Below are 16,286 nucleotides of genomic sequence, written 5' to 3'. Positions count from 1 at the left end.
CCCCACTGAAGAAGGAGAAGCTCTTGCTCAACGAACACACCCTGGATCAACTGCGCAGCCTGCGCCTAGACGGCATGGTGCAGGCGCTTACCGATGGCGCCACCCGCACGGCAGCGGCCGAGCTGTCCTTCGAGGAGCGGCTGGCCATGCTGGTGCAACGCGAGGTCGATTGGCGCGACGGCAAACGCCTGGCCCGGCTGCTCAAGGCGGCCAAGCTCAAGGTCAGCAGCGCCTGCATCGAGGACATCAACTGGCGAGGCTCGCGCGGGCTGGATCGCAGCCTCATCACCCAACTGGCGGGCTGCGACTGGCTGCGCCACGGCCACAACGTGTTGCTCACCGGGGCCACGGGTTGCGGCAAGACCTGGCTCGCATGCGCGCTGGCCCAGCAGGCGGCACGCCAGGGATTCGCGGTGTTGTACACGCGGGCGCCGAGGCTGCTGGAAGAGCTGCGGGTGGCCCACGGCGACGGCTCCTTCGGCCGGCGCCTGGCACAACTGGCGCGCATTGACCTGCTGGTCATCGATGACTTTGCGATTGCACCGGTCACGGCGGCCGACCGTAACGACCTGCTGGAGTTGCTCGACGACCGGGTCGGCAGCCGCTCGACGCTCATCACCAGTCAGCTACCCGTCTCAAACTGGCACCAATGGTTGGATGACCCGACATTGGCCGATGCCATCTTGGACCGGATCGTCCATTCGGCACAAAAGATCGCGCTCAAGGGCGAGTCGCTGCGCAAGAAACAGGACTCGGTATGAGCACCAAACCAACCACCGCAGAACCGTCCGGGCCAGCCCAATTCAGGCTGATCGCGGACACCTGAGCTACCATCAACCCAGGCACTTGCGCGCACCCAAACTGTCCGCGATCAGTTTGAAACGCTGTCCGCCATCACGCTGAAATGACTGTCCGGGATCGCTGAAATCCGCAGGCTGGCCAGGCAGACAGCAAGATAGGCCTGGCTTGTTGAAGGCGGATCAACCGACCGAATGAACGGTCGAATAATCGATCGTCGACTGACTGATGGATAGATCAAGCAAGTGACCTGCACCCTCCCAGCCGTACCAGCGTAATGGAGAGGAAGTCCATCAACCAGGAGAATGATGGACATGAAGAAGAGCAGATTTACTGAGGAACAAATCATTGGGTTCCTGAAGCAGGCCGAGGCCGGCATGCCGATCAAGGAGCTGTGCCGGCAAGGCGGCTTCAGCGACGCCACGTTCTACAAGTGGCGGGCCAAGTACGGCGGCATGCAGGCCACGGATGCCAAGCGACTGCGCGAGCTCGAAGGCGAGAACGCCAAGCTCAAGCGCCTGCTGGCAGAGGCCCACCTGGACATCCACGCGCTCAAGGACGTCTTCGGCGTAAAGCCCTAGCCCCGCAGGTCAGGCGCGACGCGGCGACCCAGATGATTGCCCAGCACCATCTGTCCGAACGCCGCGCGTGCCGCCTGGTGGGGCTCTCCAGAGACAGCTATCGCAACCCGCCCGTGGTCGATGAGGCCACGCAGCAACTCAGCGCCAAGATCGTCGAGATCGCACAGGTGCGGCGCCGCTTCGGCTATCGCCGCATCCATGACGTGCTGCGCCCACAGTTCCCAGGCGTCAATCACAAGCGCGTCTATCGGTTGTACAGCCAGGCGCAGTTGGCGGTGCGCAAGCGCAAGAAGATCAGACGGGCAGCCAGCGAGCGCGTGCCGCTCACCGTGCCGACCCGAGTCAATGAGGTGTGGAGCATGGACTTCGTTTCCGACAGCCTGGCCAATGGCCGGCGTATCAAGTGCCTGACTGTGGCCGACGACTTCACGCACGAGTGTGTGGACATCGCCGTGGACTACGGCATCTCGGGCCAGTACGTGACGCGGTTGCTGGACCGGGCCGCGATCTTCAGGGGCTACCCTGCGGCGGTGAGAACCGACAACGGGCCGGAGTTCACCTGCCGGGCCTTCATCGCTTGGGCGCAAGCTCACGACGTGCGGCACATCCTCATCCAGCCAGGGCGGCCCATGCAGAACGGCTACATCGAGAGCTTCAACGGCAAGTTCCGCGACGAGTGCTTGAACGAGCACTGGTTCCAGACGCTGCCGCAGGCGCGCTCGGAGATCGCCATCTGGCGGCAGGACTACAACGAGGTGAGGCCGCACAGCAGCCTGGGTCGGATACCGCCGGCCGAGTTCGCGCAGCGCCACCGCACCAAGAACCAGGCGCCACCGGCTACACGCAACGAGATCAAGTAACCTTCAACCCGGACTTCCGCATGGCTGGTACGGCGGGAGGGGGCAGGTCACAAGGACCAACGTGCTCGCCAGATATGCCAGTGATGCTTCCCGCTGCCGGGGTCGCCGTTATGCCGAAGTGCCCGCGCCGACCCGCAGTGAGTTCCAGCGTGATCGCGATCGCATCATCCACTGCACCGCCTTCCGGCGCCTGGTCTACAAGACGCAGGTGTTCCTCAATCACGAGGGCGATCTGTTCAGGACACGCTTGACCCATTCGCTGGAAGTAGCGCAACTTGGCCGCTCGGTCGGCCGCAGCCTGGGGCTGGATGAGGATTTAATTGAAGCCATCGCCTTGGCGCATGACCTCGGCCACACGCCTTTCGGGCATGCCGGCCAGGATGTGCTGGATGAGTGCATGCAAGCCTATGGTGGCTTTGAGCACAATCTGCAGTCCTTGCGCGTGGTGGACAAGCTGGAGCAGCGCTATCCGGCCTATGACGGCCTAAACCTCTGCTTTGAAACCCGCGAGGGCATTCTCAAGCATTGTTCCAAGCGCAATGCCTTGCAGTTGGAAGCGGGGGAGCCGGCTGGCGTGGCCGCCCGTTTTGTGCATGGCGGCCAGGCGAGCCTGGAAGCGCAGTTGTGCAATCTGGCCGACGAAGTGGCCTATAACGCGCATGACATCGATGATGGCGTGCGCTCTGGGCTGCTGACGCTAGAGCAATTGGAGGCGGTGCCCTTGGTGCAGCGCTTCATGGCCGAGGCCTTGGCGGCTTACCCAAGCTTGCAGGGCAAGCGACTCTTGTTTGAAACCATTCGGCGAATGTTGTCCGCCCAGGTCTACGACCTGATCGATGCCACCGCGCAAGCCCTGGCCCAAGCCCAGCCAGCCGACGCCGATGCCGTACGTGCGGCCGGGCCTTTTGTGCGGTTCAGCCCTGAAATGCGTCAGGCCAGCACCCAACTCAAGCGCTTTCTGTTCGCCGAACTCTACCGGCACCCCCAGGTGCAAGCGACGCGCCTGCGCGCAGAAGAGGTCTTGCGCGATCTGTTTCGGATCTATTCCTCCGATCCCCAGCAACTGCCCAGCGACTTTGCCGGCGCCGCTGATGCTCCGCGCGCCTGTGCCGACTACATCGCCGGCATGACTGACCGCTTCGCGCTGCGCGAACATCAACGCTTGACCGGTAAAACCTTGTTCTGAAAGATAATTGGGGTCAGAGTCAATTTTTGAGGGTGACCCCATGGCCCGAGCCCCCCGGCAAGTGCTTGCCGAGCAAGCGCACCACATCATTCAGCGCGGCAACAATCGCCAAGCCATCGTTCAAACCGATGCGGACCGTCAGCATTTTCTGGATGTGCTGCGAGATTGTGCGGCCACTTACAAGGTGGCGATCCATGCCTATGTGCTGATGGATAACCACATCCATTTGCTGGCCACGCCGCAGGACGAACAGGGCCTGAGCCGCATGATGCAAGCGCTTGGCCGGCGCTATGTTGGCTGGTTCAATTTCAAATACCAGCGCACCGGCACGCTCTGGGTAGGGCGATTCAGGGCATCCCTGATCGAAAGCGATGCCTACTTCATGGCCTGCATGCGCTATATCGAACTGAACCCGGTGCGCGCCGGCATGTGCGTGCATGCCGAGGAGTTTCCTTGGTCTAGCTGTGCCGCGCACCTGGGCAAGCGCCCCGACTCCCTGCTCAGCGATCACGCCCATTTTTGGTCTTTGGGCAACACGCCGTTTGAGCGTGAACTGAACTATCGGGAGTTCTTGGGGCAGGGTGTTTCGGATGAAGAGCGGCAACGCTTGTCCGAAGCGGTATTCAAGGGCCGGCCCTTGTGCTCGCCGCAATTCCAGCAGCAAATGGTGCGCCAGGGCGTTCTTCCCGCCCTGGTCAAGCCGCGCGGCCGCCCCGTCGGTTCGGGTAAATCAGCGAAGAAAATTGACTCTGACCCTATTTAATTGATGGCGCCTCGTGGCGTCATCGATAAATCGACTCTGACCCCATTTATTTGTGCTTGATGCAATTGCTGCGGCGCAGTAATCTTCGGAACGTTTTCGAAACCCCGGAGTGCGCCATGACCAAGGCAGCTGAATTTCAAGCCGAGATGCAAGACCTGAGTGCCAATGGCCTCTATCGCCCCCAGAACGAGAAGGACGCTTGCGGCCTGGGTTTTGTGGCCCATATCAAGGGCCTGAAGGCGCACAGCATCGTGCAGCAGGGTCTGAAGATTCTTGAAAACCTCGACCATCGGGGCGCTGTCGGTGCCGACAAGCTGATGGGCGATGGCGCCGGCATCCTGATTCAGATTCCCGATGAGTTCTACCGCGTCGAAATGGCCAAGCAGGGCGTCGACCTGCCGCCTCCCGGCGAATACGGCGTCGGCATGATCTTCTTGCCTAAGGAGCATGCCTCCCGCCTGGCCTGCGAGCAAGAGTTGGCCCGTGCCGTCAAGGCCGAGGGTCAGGTCTTGCTGGGCTGGCGTGATGTGCCGGTGGATGCCGACATGCCCATGTCGCCCACCGTGCGCGAAAAAGAGCCCATCATTCGCCAGATCTTCATTGGTCGCGGCCCGGACATCATTGTTCCCGACGCCCTGGAGCGCAAGCTCTACGTCATCCGCAAGACCGCCAGCAGCGCCATCCAGGCCCTGCAGCTGACCCACAGCCGCGAGTACTACGTGCCCAGCATGAGTTGCCGCACCGTCATCTACAAAGGCCTGCTGTTGGCCGATCAGGTGGGCAGTTATTACAAAGATCTGGCTGACCCGAGCGTGGTGTCCGCCATCGCCCTGGTGCACCAGCGCTTCTCCACCAACACCTTCCCCGAATGGCCGCTGGCCCACCCCTACCGCATGGTGGCGCACAACGGTGAGATCAACACGGTCAAGGGCAACTTCAACTGGATGCGCGCCCGTGAAGGCGTGATGAAGTCGCCGGTGCTGGGTGATGACCTGAACAAGCTCTACCCGATCAGCTTCGAGCACCAGTCCGACACGGCCACGTTTGACAACGCCATCGAACTGCTCACCATGGCCGGCTATCCGCTCGCCCATGCCGCCATGATGATGATCCCGGAAGCCTGGGAGCAGCATGAGCAGATGGACACGCGCCGCCGTGCCTTCTACGAATATCACGCCGCCATGATGGAACCCTGGGACGGCCCAGCCGCCATGGTCTTCACCGATGGTCGCCAGGTTTGCGCTGCGCTGGACCGCAATGGTCTGCGCCCGGCCCGCTACTGCATCACCGACGATGACTTGGTCATCCTGGCTTCGGAATCCGGCGTGCTGCCCATCCCCGAGAACAAGATCATCAAGAAATGGCGCCTGCAGCCCGGCAAGATGTTCCTGATCGATCTGGAGCAGGGCCGCATCATCGATGACGAAGAGTTGAAGCATCAGTACGCCAATGCGCGCCCCTATCGCCAGTGGATCGAGAACGTGCGCGTGCGCCTGGACGATATCGAACTCAGCGAGGTCAAGCCCGCCGAATTCAAGACCGCCCTGCTGGACCGCCAGCAAGCCTTCGGCTTCACGCAAGAGGACATCAAGTTCCTGCTCGCCCCCATGGCCAGCAATGGCGAAGAGGCGATCGGCTCGATGGGCAATGACTCGCCCCTGGCCGTGCTGTCCAGCAAGAACAAGCCGCTGTTCAACTACTTCAAGCAGCTGTTCGCCCAGGTGACCAACCCGCCGATCGACCCGATCCGCGAGAACATCGTGATGTCGCTGAACAGCTTCATCGGGCCTAAGCCCAATCTGCTGGACATCAACGCGGTCAACCCGCCCATGCGTCTGGAAGTGGCTCAGCCCGTGCTGGACTTCAAGGACATGGCGCGCCTGCGTCAGATCGAGGCTCACACTCACGGCAAGTTCAAGAGCTATGAGCTGGACATTTCCTACCCGCGTGAGTGGGGCCCGGAAGGTGTTGAGGCCCAGCTGGCCTCGCTGTGCGCCGAGAGCGTGGACGCGATCAAGAGCGGCCACAACATCCTCATCATCACCGACCGTCATCTGAGTGCCGAGCGCATCGCCATTCCGGCCCTGCTGGCGCTGAGCGCTATCCACCACCACTTGGTGCGTGAAGGCCGCCGCACCACGGCCGGCCTGGTGGTTGAAACCGGTAGCGCTCGCGAAGTGCATCACTTCGCCGTGCTGGCTGGCTTCGGCGCTGAAGCCGTTCACCCCTATCTGGCCCTGGAAACCTTGGGCGATATGTGCGCCGAGCTGCCCGGCAATCTGTCGGCTGAGAAGGCCATCTACAACTACATCAAGGCGGTGGGCAAGGGTCTGTCCAAGATCATGTCCAAGATGGGCATCTCGACCTATATGTCTTACTGCGGCGCGCAGATCTTCGAAGCCATCGGCCTGCAGTCCGACTTCGTCGAGAAGTATTTCCGTGGCACGCCGACGCAAGTGGGCGGCATCGGCGTGTTCCAGGTGGCCGAGGAAGCCATCCGCTTGCACCAAGCCGCCTTCGGCGACGACCCGGTGCTGGAAACCATGCTGGACGCCGGCGGTGAATACGCCTGGCGCGCCCGTGGCGAAGAGCATATGTGGACGCCTGACGCGATCGCCAAGCTGCAGCACAGCGTGCGCGCCAGCAAGTTCGATACCTATAAGGAATACGCCCAGATCATCAACGACCAGAGCAAGCGTCATATGACCTTGCGCGGCCTGTTTGAGTTCAAGTTCGACCCGAGCAAGGCGATTCCTCTGGACGAGGTTGAGCCGGCCAAGGAAATCGTCAAGCGTTTCGCCACCGGCGCCATGTCCCTGGGCTCCATCAGCACCGAGGCGCATGCCACCTTGGCCGTGGCGATGAACCGAATCGGGGGCAAGAGCAATACCGGCGAAGGCGGTGAAGATCCGGCCCGCTATCGCAATGAGTTGAAGGGCATCAAGATCACTGCCGGCACCAAGGTGTCGGACGTGATCGGCAACAAGGTCATCGCGGTCGACTACGAGCTGCAAGACGGCGATTCCCTTCGCTCCAAGATCAAGCAAGTGGCGTCGGGCCGCTTCGGTGTCACCACCGAGTATTTGGTGAGCGCCGATCAGATCCAGATCAAGATGGCCCAAGGCGCCAAGCCGGGTGAGGGCGGTCAGCTGCCCGGCGGCAAGGTGTCGGAGTACATCGGCATGCTGCGTTACTCGGTGCCAGGCGTGGGCCTGATCTCGCCGCCGCCGCACCATGACATCTACTCCATCGAGGACTTGGCTCAGCTGATCCACGATCTGAAGAACGTCAACCCCAAGGCCGATGTCTCGGTCAAGCTGGTGTCGGAAGTGGGCGTGGGCACCATCGCCGCGGGCGTCACCAAGGCCAAGGCCGATCACCTGGTGATCGCCGGCCACGACGGCGGCACGGGCGCTTCGCCCTGGTCTTCGATCAAGCATGCCGGCACCCCCTGGGAGCTGGGCTTGGCCGAAGCGCAACAGACCCTGGTACTGAACCGCCTGCGCGGCCGCGTGCGGGTGCAGGCCGACGGCCAGATGAAGACCGGCCGCGACGTCGTCATCGGCGCCTTGCTGGGTGCCGATGAGTTCGGCTTCGCCACCGCGCCGCTGGTGGCCGAGGGCTGCATCATGATGCGCAAATGCCACCTCAACACCTGCCCGGTGGGTGTGGCCACGCAAGACCCGGTGCTGCGTGCCAAGTTCACCGGCAAGCCCGAGCATGTGGTGAACTTCTTCTTCTTCATTGCCGAAGAAGCGCGCCAGATCATGGCCCAGCTGGGCATTCGCAAGTTCGAAGACCTTGTCGGCCGCAGCGACTTGCTGGACACCAAGAAAGGCATCTCGCACTGGAAGGCCAAGGGCCTGGACTTCAGTCGTGTGTTCTACCGCCCCGTGGTGCCGGCCGATGTGGCGCGCACCCATGTGGACACGCAAGAGCACGGCCTGGAGCGCGCCCTCGATGTGAAGCTGATCGAGAAGTGCCTGCCCGCTTTCGAGCGCGGCGAGAAGGTTCAGTTCATGCAAGAGGTGACGAATGTGCGCCGCACCGTCGGCGCCATGCTGTCGGGCGAATTGATCCGCCGCCGCCCCGAAGGTCTGCCTGACCACACCATTCACATCCAGATGGAAGGTACCGGCGGCCAGAGCTTCGGCGCCTTCCTGGCCCAGGGCATTACCTTCTACCTGATCGGTGAAGCGAACGACTACACCGGCAAGGGCTTGTCCGGTGGCCGCGTGGTGGTGCGCCCCAGCATCGACTTCCGCGGTGACGCGACGCAGAACATCATCGTCGGCAACACCGTGCTGTACGGCGCCACGCGTGGTGAGGCCTTCTTCCGCGGTGTGGCCGGTGAGCGCTTTGCCGTGCGACTGTCGGGCGCCTCAGCCGTGGTGGAAGGCACCGGCGACCATGGTTGCGAATACATGACCGGCGGCACTGTGGTGGTGCTGGGCAAGACCGGTCGTAACTTCGCCGCAGGCATGAGTGGCGGCGTGGCCTATGTGTTTGACGAGGACGGCCAGTTCGCCACACGCTGCAACACCAGCATGGTGGCCCTGGACAAGCTGCTGCCCTCGGCCGAGCAAGAAGCCACGCTGGACAAGGCTGTCTGGCATCACCACGCCGGCTTGGCCAATGGCGCGCAGCAGACCGATGAAGCGATTCTGAAGAAGATGCTGGAAGACCATCACCGCTGGACCGGCAGCGCCCGCGCCCGCCACATCCTCGATCACTGGGCCGAGTCGCGTGCCAAGTTCGTCAAGGTCTTCCCGCACGAGTACCGCCGCGCCCTGGGCGAGATCAACGCCGCCAAGGAAGCCGCCGAGTCGATCGCGCAGGCCAAGTCCGCCGCCAAACCCGTCAAGGCCTGAGCCTGAACCACAGATAGAGGAAGAAGCATCATGGGAAAAGTCACCGGCTTCATGGAATACGAGCGACTGGACGAGGGCTATGAGCCCGTGTCGGCGCGGGTCAAGAACTACAAGGAATTTGTGATCGGTCTCAACACCGATCAGGTCAAGCAGCAGAGCGCTCGCTGCATGGACTGCGGCACGCCGTTTTGCAATAGCGGCTGCCCGGTCAACAACATCATTCCGGACTTCAATGACCTGGTGTACCGCGGCCGCCCGCAGGACTGGGCCAGCGCCATCACCGTGCTGCACAGCACCAACAACTTCCCCGAGTTCACCGGCCGCATCTGCCCCGCACCTTGCGAGGCTGCCTGCACCTTGAACGTGAATGACGACGCGGTGGGCATCAAGTCCATCGAGCACGCCATCATCGACCGCGCCTGGGCCGAGGGTTGGGTCAAGCCGCAAAGCCCGAAGGTGAAGACCGGCAAGACCGTGGCCATCGTCGGCTCCGGCCCCGCAGGCCTGGCGGCTGCGCAGCAACTGGCACGTGCTGGTCACAGCGTCACGGTGTTCGAGAAGAACGATCGTGTCGGTGGCTTGCTGCGTTACGGCATCCCCGACTTCAAGATGGAGAAGAGCCACATCGACCGCCGCGTCGCGCAGATGGAGGCCGAAGGCGTCGTCTTCAAATGCGGCGTGATGGTGGGCGCCTTGCCGGCGGACTCCAAGATCACCAACTGGGCCAAGGAAAGCATCAGTCCTGACGAGTTGAAGGCTCAGTTCGACGCGGTGCTGCTCAGCGGCGGCAGCGAGAACTCGCGTGATTTGCCGGCGCCCGGCCGTGAACTCAGCGGCATCCATTTCGCGATGGAGTTCCTGCCGCAGCAGAACAAGGTCAATGCGGGCGACAAGCTCAAGGGCCAGATCCGCGCCGATGGCAAGCATGTCATCGTCATCGGCGGTGGCGACACTGGCAGCGACTGCGTCGGTACAAGCAACCGCCACGGCGCCAAGAGCGTGACTCAGTTCGAAGTCATGCCCCAGCCGCCCGCGGTGGAAGACCGGCCGCTGACCTGGCCTTACTGGCCGCTCAAGCTGCGCACCAGCAGCAGCCACGACGAAGGCTGCGAGCGCGAGTTCGCCATCTCCACCAAGGAGTTCTTGGGCGAGAAGGGCAAGCTCACCGGCGTCAAAACCGTGCGGGTGGAATGGCAGGGCGGCAAGATGGTGGAAGTGCCCGGCTCCGAGCAGGTGCTCAAGGCCGACCTGGTGTTCCTGGCCATGGGCTTTGTCTCCCCGGTGGCCACCGTGCTGGACGCCTTCGGCGTCAGCAAAGACGCGCGCGGCAATGTCAAAGCGACAGCCGATTTGATCGGCGGCTACCAGACCAATGTGCCCAAGGTCTTTGCCGCGGGTGATGTGCGCCGCGGCCAGTCCCTGGTCGTCTGGGCCATCCGCGAAGGCCGTCAGGCCGCGCGGGCGGTGGATGAGTTCCTGATGGGCGTGAGCGACTTGCCGCGCTGAGTTTCACCAGGAGGTGCTCGCCAAAACAAAGGGCCCGCAATGCGGGCCCTTTTTGATTTGCAGGCCAAGGTTTGACCTGCATGGCTGGGTGCTTACTCTGTGACCGGAACCTCACGCCAGTTCAGGCGTTGGAATTTCTGGCCCCCGGCTTGCTTGAAGGCCGGCTTCTTGAGTGAGCCGTCCGCGCTGCCGACCAGTAGGGCGGGCTTCCCAGTTGGGTCGACGATGACGCGCTGCTCGGTGACCAGGCCCATTTCCAGATAGCTCACATTGTTGTCCAACTGGGTTGTCCCATCGCCGAGGTCAACCGCATAGACTCGCCCGCTGCCGCCGGGTTCGCAAACAGAGTTGGCGCTAGGCACCATGGCGCTGAACATCACCGTACCGTAGAAGGCGCTGGCATCGGCAATCACTCGCCATCCGGCGCCGCCAGTAATGCGTCCCAGGTCGATATACCAGCCGAATTGGGTGGCTAAGTTGAGGCTGATAGGCTGGGTCAGATCATTCAGGGCTAGCAGGTCGGTTGAGCGGTAGGGGGTGGTCGGTGCCGCGGAAAATTTGGTGCCAGAGCCATCAAGAATGGCGTAGAAGCGCTGGGCCTGGGTGATGCTGCTGTCATTGCCGTGCAGCAGGCGACCAGTCCCAACTGTGATGTAGCGGCGCAAGGTCTTGGGGTGGACGGCCGCCAGCGGCCGGGAGGTCACCGGCAAGGGCTTGTTGTCGGACCCTGTCAGCGTCGCAATCTTGGCGACGGTAGGGTCGTTGGTGGCCGAACTCAGGTCCAGCCGCCAGAGATTGCCCAACAAGTCGCCGGCGTAGACGGCATCTGCAGTGCCGTCGCTCAAGTCCGGATAGAAGGGGCGCACATGGGCCAAGCCAGCTTGGTTGTCAGTGCTGCCTTCGCCGGTACTGATGGTCTTCAAGACTTCGCCAGTGCTCGGCTTGATGATGATGAAGTAGCCCTTGCCATCGGCATTGTTGTAGCCAGATCCGACGATGATGACCCAGCCATATTTGCGTGTCTTCATCACAGCAGGTTCGCCGTAGGTGTAGCCCAGTGGCAGATTCGCATTTGCACTGATTTCCCACAACACCTTGGACGCAACTGCGGATTCGCTGGTCATCTGCGTGGGGTCCGTCACATCAATGGCGTACAAGGTGCGGCCGCCCTTGCCGAGACCGCCCACCAGCAAGGAGCGCCAGCCGTTGACACCACCAAAATCAACGTCGGCCACAGCGGGCGTTGCGTCGACGAAGTTGTAGTGCGCAAAGTTGGGGTTGCCCAGTGCTTGCAGACCGTTGACAGCAGGTGTGCCATCCGGCCCCTGGTAAACGGAACCTGGGACGTAGGCAAATACCTCGGCGCCGGTGCTGCCATTGATGGCGTGCAGCATGCCGTCATTGGCACCCACATAGACCATGGTTTGGCGCGATTGATAGTCGCTGAGAAACTTGTCGTAACCCGGGTTGGCATTTGAGGAGTATGGGGCCGTGGGTTTGCCTACCGCCTTGGCTTTGGAGCCGACGATGTCGCCCACCAAGCTGGTGCGGTCGCGGTAGGACTTGGCGCTGCCCGTGACTGAGGAGGCCACTTCGTTCTTTCGGTCGCCGCGCAAATAGGACAAGTAGTCCGCCGCATCGGAGCCAGAGCGGTATGTCGTGTCCAGCGCAGACTGCTGATCCGAAGCCAGACTTGTCAGGCGGAAGGGTACGCCCGTCTTCGTGCTGGTGTTGAAACTGACGATACGTCGGCCCGTGTCCCAACCAGTACCTGCCGCCTGATTGGTCAAGGTGTTCGAGAAGCGCCAAGACTCCGCCTGTGAGGGCGCAGCACTGTTTTCGCCGATCGTGATCGTGCTGGCAATTACGTCGCCGGTCCAGCCGTTGGAGTCGTACTGGGCCGCGAAGCTGGCCGTGCCACTGCTGGTAATTTGTGGGGCAGCGGTCGAGAACGAGGTGGTGTAGGCCTTGAGTTTGGAGACGATGCTGGCAAAAGCCTTGGACAGGCCGTCCACCATCTTGTCAGGCTTGTCGGCGGTGAAGTAGTTGTCCGGGCGCGGCTGGCCGCTATTGGTGTCGGTGTTGGTATGCCACCAGGACAAGGGCAAATCGCTGGCCTGGGCGTAGGGGTCAAAGCCATCGGGCACCGTGAAGCCGCCAAATTTGGTGGCCAGGAAAAACTGATTATTGGTTTCGTAACCCGACTCCAGCACGTCCAGCCAATAGGTTTGAATGGATTGGCGTCCTTTGGTCTTGAGGTCGTTTGGATCGTCCGGGCGGATGTCCTTGGTATTGGAGTCATAGGCCAGGCCGGCCATCAGCGCGCCATTGTTATTGCAGCAGCCGCCGTAAGGCGAGGTAGCGGCCAAGCTGCTGATGCCTTGTATGGTACCGACTCGGTTGGTGGCGACCGTGGCATCGACCGTCTTGTCCGCCGCGACCAAGCTGGGCTTGGCCGGCTCCGAGCCACCCGTCGCGCCGGGTAGATTGCGGTCGGCGTGGGTGTTGGCGTCGCCGATGCCAAGAATGAAGTTCTTTTGGCAAGAGTAAAGGATGGGATCTTCCCATTTCGTGATGACAGGGAAGCCGTCAGCCCATGCTATTTTGGTGGCAGGAGTGGCGCCACTCATGGTGGTCCACTCAGGCACATTGCCTTGATTCTTGTAGTAACGCACGGCGGCGTAGAAGAGCTCGCTGACCGGGTCGTAGGACTTGTAATTGCCTTTGTTGATGGAGCCGAACTTGTTCAGATAGTTCATCACGCCGCTATTGCTGACGGTGACGCCAAAGTCAGTGGCGGTGGCGGTGACGTCAGCTGGGTTCGGGTTGATCACCATGGCGCCTGTGTTGGCGTCCCATTCGGCATTGGCGTTGGTGCTGCGGCCGCCTCCGGGTACCGGCTGGCTGGGGCCGACAAACTTTTGGTTGGCCCGCAGCACGCCACCGTCCCGACTGAGCGTGCTGTCATTCAAATAGCCAAAAGCACTGAATCGGATCTGATCCGAGTATTGCTGCATCAGGCCGGTTGGCTTGTAGTCGTTGTTGGGGTACTGAGTGCAGTTGCTTTCGACGCCGCCGGTGCCGCCGGATGGGTCGCAGACCTTCACTCGAACGCTCATCTCATAAATGGTGGAGCCGTCGGGGCGGTTGGCTGCATTGAAATTAGCCGGGTTGTAGGCCGTTCCGGAGGTGGCGCTGCCCAGGTTATTGCTGGTTGATGTGATCCAGATTTTGTTGCCTAGGCCTTGCACGCGCACATTCAAGCTGCTCCAGATCAGCGGTGTGGCACCTTTGACCAGCGCGCTTGTGGAAAGATTTTTGTTGGGGAAGTTGCCGGTGCCGCCCTGGCCTGAGTGCCAGGCTTTCTCAATCAGGGTCAGTCCCACCTCATCCCTGGAGCGATAGCCGCCCGTCAGCGCCCAGCGGAAGGGGTCGATGGTCTGCATGGTGGCCCAGTTCAGGAAATTGCCGCTCCACAGATCGTTGTCGTCCCCGCTGCATTGGCGCGATGCAGCCGCGCCCGCCGGAAAGAAGTAGCGCAAAGTCTCATCTGCGCTGTAGTTGTAGCGATAGCATTTGTTGGGGTCGAAGTAGCCCAGGAAGTTGCTGGCGCTGTCGTAGTTGCCGGTATGGGCACGGCTGACGGCGGTAGGGAATTCCACCGACAGGGCAAGGGCCAAATTTCCGGGCACGGCCACGCTGGAGAAAACGGCTTGATCGGCCAAAGGCGTCGGCGTCGCGCCGTGGGCAAGCAAGGGCGCGAGCAGACAGGCTAGCGGCAGTCCCGGCAGTGAGTGCCAAGTAGGTGGCAGGTAATGGGTCAGTTTGGACATGATGGGACTCCGAACCGCAGTTAAGGTGGCTGAGCGAAGTTGCCGCTCCTAAGGCCAGTGCTACTGCGAGAAAGTGGACTGGAAGAAGGACTGGGTGTTGCGTGGACCGGTCACTCGAATGCTGACCCTATAGATTGCCTGTGCTTTAACGGCGCTGTTATTGCTGGGGTTGCTGGCATCGGCATTCAGTAGTTCAGAGCCAGAAGTGCTCTCAACATTGCTTAACGTGCAAGTGCTTGGCGAGGCGGCACCGACATCGAGGCACAAGCGATCAATGAGGTAGCGCACTTTGACGCCCTGCTCGGCCAACACAATGTCATTGGCCGCCAAACCCACGCCGGCAAATGCCGCGTCCGACAGCAAGGCGAGGGGCACGCTGCTGGGGCTGGTGGGCAGCATGGATGCGCTGTAGTTGGCAGCCGGGGCGTTGGCCTGACGTGAGGCTTCGGTCGCGAGCACGCCGGTCGTCGCTAGGGTGATGACGTTCTGAATGGCGCGCTCGCCTTGGTTGGTCAGGTCGCGTTTAAAACCCAGATTGCCGGCGTTGAACAGGGCCGTGTTCATGGACCGCATCATGGCCGCGCCGCCAATCAGCATCAGAACCAGGGCAATCATGGCGTAGACCAGCACCAAGCCTTGTTGCTGACGGCGTAGTTGAGGGCCACTAGGGCTTCGGCGTATGAGCTTCATATTTAAAGCATGTTGCGAAGTGGCACCGTGAACTCCAGCGTGCGAAAGCGCTGGCGCTGTTCATCGGCGCTGAGGTTGCGGGTGACCTTCAAGGCCGGGGCGAAATCGCCAAACAAGGTCAGCGGGGCGCTGTTGACGGCCTCGCGTTCGATGCGCTCACTGCGCAGAATCATGCCGATGCGCAAGGAGCGAATCGACAACAAATTGGCCTGGGCCGCTGGGGTGCCGTTGCTGAGGGCGGCCGCGGTGAAATTGCCTGCCGCAGGGGACACCCAGCTGTCAACTCTGCCATCGCTATCGCTGTCCACGCCATACAGCACGCGCAAGTCAACGATGCCATCGCTCATCGCCTGAGCAGTGTCCACATTGTCCAGGCGCAGCAGGTCAAGGTAGTAGAGCGTGGCGTTGGCGCCGATGCCCATGAGTTTGAAATTGGGGCGATTGCCCGTGATATTGCCCAGTGGCACCAGAGTGGATGCGCTCGTCGTCGCAATATTGGCAAGAATAGTGCCGCCAATTTGCTGGCTGGCGTAGGCGCCGCCAAAGTTCAGCAACTGGCTGGCACCGCCCGCAAACGGGGTGGCTACCTGCTGCAGCATGCAGTTGCCGCCCATGCTGGGGTCAATCAGCAGCATCAGGTCGCCGCCGCGCATACCTAAGGTGTTGGTGATGCGCAGCGAAGTAGGGGTGGCCGAGTTCGGTGAAATGCGCAGGGCAGTCTCGCCCAAACCGGAGGCCCCGGCCGCCAGCATCAAGACATCTGAGCCTCCCGTGCCGGCGCCCGCGAACACCATCACTGGAGCCAGGGAAATTTGCTGCGGCACGTTGTTGAAGGGGGCCGGAAAGGCGGTGAGTCGCGGCAGGATCTGGGCCCCATTGCGTGCGACTTGCAGTCTGCAGCCGAAGCTCGCACCAGTATTGTTGTTGGCTGCGCTTTGAACGAAACCTGAGCCCGCGCTTCGCAGTTGCCGGTCAAACTCAAATGAGGTGAAGGCGCTGGTGATCGACTGCTCGTTGGCCGAGTTCATACCGCGCTTGCTGCCTTCGAACTGGGTGATCACCGTGGTCAAGGTCAAGGTCAGTACCAGGCCGATCACAATCGCCACCAGCAACTCGACCAAGCTGAAGCCCTGTTGCGCGCGCGGGTCGCGGCGGCAAATAGGCAGGGAAGTGGGGTCTTGGCATCTCATGGCGGGTC

Annotated in this window: 9 protein-coding genes; 6 read left to right on the top strand and 3 right to left on the bottom strand. The window is 61.8% G+C overall.

Going from position 1 to position 16,286, the window contains the following annotated elements:
* Window positions 1–23 precede the first annotated feature (23 nt).
* The 6 genes from istB (at window position 24) to AT984_RS14905 (ending at window position 10,565) form a co-directional block, all read left to right on the top strand.
* Window positions 24–761 (top strand): IS21-like element helper ATPase IstB, encoded by a 738-nt coding sequence (gene istB / locus AT984_RS14935; protein ID WP_058718811.1) that lies wholly within the window; start codon window positions 24–26, stop codon window positions 759–761.
* Between the two features lie 351 nt (window positions 762–1,112).
* Window positions 1,113–2,239, top strand: a protein-coding gene (locus AT984_RS14925; RefSeq protein ID WP_442952147.1) for an IS3 family transposase whose coding sequence is annotated in 2 segments (ribosomal slippage) — window positions 1,113–1,356 and window positions 1,356–2,239 — 1,128 coding nt in all. Because the reading frame shifts where the segments join, the coding sequence is not laid out codon by codon here.
* A 61-nt stretch (window positions 2,240–2,300) separates the two neighbouring features.
* Window positions 2,301–3,425 (top strand): deoxyguanosinetriphosphate triphosphohydrolase, encoded by a 1,125-nt coding sequence (locus tag AT984_RS14920; RefSeq protein WP_058720774.1) that lies wholly within the window; start codon window positions 2,301–2,303, stop codon window positions 3,423–3,425.
* A gap of 40 nt (window positions 3,426–3,465) precedes the next feature.
* The gene (locus tag AT984_RS14915) at window positions 3,466–4,188 is read left to right on the top strand and encodes a transposase (RefSeq protein WP_058720773.1); all 723 of its coding nucleotides are present in this window, start codon (window positions 3,466–3,468) and stop codon (window positions 4,186–4,188) included.
* Between the two features lie 116 nt (window positions 4,189–4,304).
* Window positions 4,305–9,059: a glutamate synthase-related protein gene (locus AT984_RS14910; protein WP_058720772.1), complete on the top strand. Its 4,755-nt coding sequence runs from the start codon at window positions 4,305–4,307 to the stop codon at window positions 9,057–9,059.
* Between the two features lie 30 nt (window positions 9,060–9,089).
* Window positions 9,090–10,565: a glutamate synthase subunit beta gene (locus tag AT984_RS14905; protein ID WP_058720771.1), complete on the top strand. Its 1,476-nt coding sequence runs from the start codon at window positions 9,090–9,092 to the stop codon at window positions 10,563–10,565.
* Between the two features lie 92 nt (window positions 10,566–10,657).
* Here the strand turns inward: AT984_RS14905 and AT984_RS14900 are convergent, their stop codons facing one another.
* From AT984_RS14900 to AT984_RS14890, 3 genes are all read right to left on the bottom strand, one after another.
* Window positions 10,658–14,398, bottom strand: a complete 3,741-nt coding sequence (locus AT984_RS14900; protein WP_156422048.1) for a pilus assembly protein — start codon at window positions 14,396–14,398, stop codon at window positions 10,658–10,660.
* A 60-nt stretch (window positions 14,399–14,458) separates the two neighbouring features.
* A complete protein-coding gene (locus tag AT984_RS14895) occupies window positions 14,459–15,013 on the bottom strand; it encodes a hypothetical protein (protein WP_156422047.1) in 555 nt (184 codons plus the stop codon).
* A gap of 77 nt (window positions 15,014–15,090) precedes the next feature.
* Complete coding sequence (locus AT984_RS14890) at window positions 15,091–16,278, bottom strand: PilW family protein (protein ID WP_058720768.1); 1,188 nt, start codon at window positions 16,276–16,278, stop codon at window positions 15,091–15,093.
* Between the last annotated feature and the right edge of the window lie 8 nt (window positions 16,279–16,286).

The sequence above is a fragment of the Paucibacter sp. KCTC 42545 genome, from assembly GCF_001477625.1.
GTDB lineage: Bacteria > Pseudomonadota > Gammaproteobacteria > Burkholderiales > Burkholderiaceae_C > Paucibacter_A.
Note: the sequence above shows the minus strand (reverse complement) of the source record. Positions and strands in the feature narration are given on the sequence as shown.

Excerpts from the sequence above, each read along its gene's own strand:
- AT984_RS14915 (WP_058720773.1), top strand. The coding sequence starts at position 3,466 with ATGGCCCGAGCCCCCCGGCAAGTGCTTGCCGAGCAAGCGCACCACATC.
- AT984_RS14910 (WP_058720772.1), top strand. The coding sequence starts at position 4,305 with ATGACCAAGGCAGCTGAATTTCAAGCCGAGATGCAAGACCTGAGTGCC.
- AT984_RS14905 (WP_058720771.1), top strand. The coding sequence starts at position 9,090 with ATGGGAAAAGTCACCGGCTTCATGGAATACGAGCGACTGGACGAGGGC.
- AT984_RS14900 (WP_156422048.1), bottom strand. The coding sequence starts at position 14,398 with ATGTCCAAACTGACCCATTACCTGCCACCTACTTGGCACTCACTGCCG.
- AT984_RS14895 (WP_156422047.1), bottom strand. The coding sequence starts at position 15,013 with ATGATTGCCCTGGTTCTGATGCTGATTGGCGGCGCGGCCATGATGCGG.
- AT984_RS14890 (WP_058720768.1), bottom strand. The coding sequence starts at position 16,278 with ATGAGATGCCAAGACCCCACTTCCCTGCCTATTTGCCGCCGCGACCCG.